This window comes from Caldicoprobacter faecalis (genome assembly GCF_900115765.1).
GTDB lineage: Bacteria > Bacillota > Clostridia > Caldicoprobacterales > Caldicoprobacteraceae > Caldicoprobacter > Caldicoprobacter oshimai.
Genome location: NZ_FOXR01000075.1, coordinates 1 through 2,266, shown reverse-complemented (window position 1 = coordinate 2,266; position 2,266 = coordinate 1). Strand labels below are relative to the sequence as shown.

The following is a 2,266-nucleotide window of genomic DNA, read 5'->3' as shown; positions in this document are numbered from 1 at the left end:
AAAATTTCAGAATCAATGGTAATATTGTATTGAGCCATTTCTCATCCCTCCAGTTAGTTTTGGTTTTTACATTTTAATTCTAACCAGAGGGGTGGGGGTGGCTCAACCCCTTTTTACACAATTATATGGACTTAACTTCAAGGGGTGTGATGCATAAATTTGTTGAAAATTGCAATTTTCGCACATAATAGAAATTATCACTTAATATTCACAATCTACATACAAAGGATTAGATATTAGCACTGGTAATGATGGAAAATCGTTTATATAATGCCTATATATTTCCACTCGATAAAACATAACATTGTCTAGTTCTTTTTCAACTACCATTTCTTTCACATCAGCATCGCAAGTTATTTCTTCAACACTTTTATTTGTAATTATTTTAATTATGTCATCTTTGTGTAATTTTGCAAATACAAAATTTATTTTTATCCCTGATCTATATTCAACTGTTTGCCCCAGAATTTTCCCATCACACTCCATATAAACTGTAGGTCCATTAGGCATATAAGTAACAAAACCGGTTCCTTCACGAATAGCAGCATATATATCAGATGGCGCCCTTGATATAGAATATAAACACGTTGTAGGTAAACCTATACCCCTACCTATTTCATGCTTGTGAAAATCGCTTCCTCCAACAATTGGTATCTTTCTCCCCTTACACAGTTCATCATGCCACCATTTAATACATTCCATTTCTGACCTTTTCATCGGCCCATTCCAAATTTCAATACAATCATATTCTACATTTTCGAGACCCCATTTAAAGCCACAATCAGTACAAAAAGGATGATTAATTGATACAATTGCTCCTTTCTCGCGTGCTATTCTCAATTTTTCTTGAGTTTCTTCAAGAGTATTGGTGTAGTAAACACCATCAAACGCTTTTTCTATTCCCAACATATTAACATGACCTTTAAAATGTGTCCATTCCACGCCGGGCATAACAGTAATATCATCGTCACTTCTTAGAGTATTGTTATGGAAATAATTATTGTGATCAGTAATAAAAATATAATCCAAGCCTGCTTTTTTAGCTAAAAAAATTACTTCTTCCACACTTAAGTTTCCATCTGAACACAAAGTGTGTACATGTAAATCACCTTTCAACAAAACTCGCTCTTTATGTGTAAAGGTAATTTCGTATTCAACCGAAACACCACCATCCATAATTTTATAAGCCCCAACTATAATTGCCCATTTTCCCTTTTTTATTTTGGTTTTAGCGTATCCTAAACTAGAACTATATTCACTTACCCAAATATGAGTTTTATTGGAACCAGAAGCACCTACAAATTCCCCATCAGCATTTACCAAACCAAGGTCAATTATATTTTTTTCGTATATTTTTTCCGATATTCCGTTTTTTACTGTTAAGTATCTCGGATAGGAATATTTTATATCTATTCTTGACACATCATCTGGAACTTCAAATGGTACTTGAAAGTATGTCCCTTCTTTTTCTTTATCAATAAATACCTCAATTTTTTTTATTGTCTCCATATAATTTTCCTCCTTAAAACTCTTCCCACAATTATTCCTTGCTTGCTCCTAGTGTAATTCCTTCCAGTAAAAATCTTTGTGCAAAGATATAAACAAATACAAGAGGAATAGAAGATATGACAATAGCAGCCATAACGGCATTATCTGGTGCTGGGGGTATTCCAGAAATAGACGAAGAATCAACAATAATACTCTTTAGCATCAACGGTAAAGTATAAAGCCTCTGTTCCGTTATCAAAGTCGCCGGTATCATAATAGAATTCCATTTTCCAACAAACTCCAGAAAAGAAACTGTTGCTAAACCTGGAATAGATAAAGGCAAAAATATGTTCCAATAAATTCTAAACTCACTAGCACCATCTAATCTAGCTGACTCCGCCAAAGATGCAGGAACTGTTAAAAAATAATTTCTCATAAGCAATATACAAAAAGCAGAAATAAGACCATTTACAATTAAACCTGTATATGAATTAAGTAACCCTAATTGCTTGTTAACTTGATATATAGAGATCAAAGTAAGATCTCCTGGTATCATCATAGTAAGGAGAATAAAAGATGTCATCATTCTTTGGAACGGCAGTTCCTTTTGTACAAGTATATAACCACCCAAAGCCGATAATATAACTTGTAGCGCTGTAGATAAAAGGGAAACATATACAGAACTCAGACTTCGCACATAAAAAATGAGCTCTGAACCTTGAAAAATCAACATTTTTCGGCATAAAAATATAGAAACATCCTCTCTTTTATGGTATAA

2 protein-coding genes are annotated in these 2,266 nt (G+C 33.2%); both read right to left on the bottom strand.

The window, feature by feature from the left end; all coding sequences use genetic code 11:
- Nucleotides 1–201: 201 nt before the first annotated feature.
- On the bottom strand, nucleotides 202–1,509 hold the full coding sequence (locus BM241_RS12055; RefSeq protein ID WP_092282902.1) for a CehA/McbA family metallohydrolase: 1,308 nt from the start codon (nucleotides 1,507–1,509) through the stop codon (nucleotides 202–204).
- Nucleotides 1,510–1,540: 31 nt separating this feature from the next.
- The coding region (locus BM241_RS12050) for a carbohydrate ABC transporter permease (protein ID WP_143094103.1) at nucleotides 1,541–2,266 on the bottom strand (726 nt) is incomplete at its 5' end.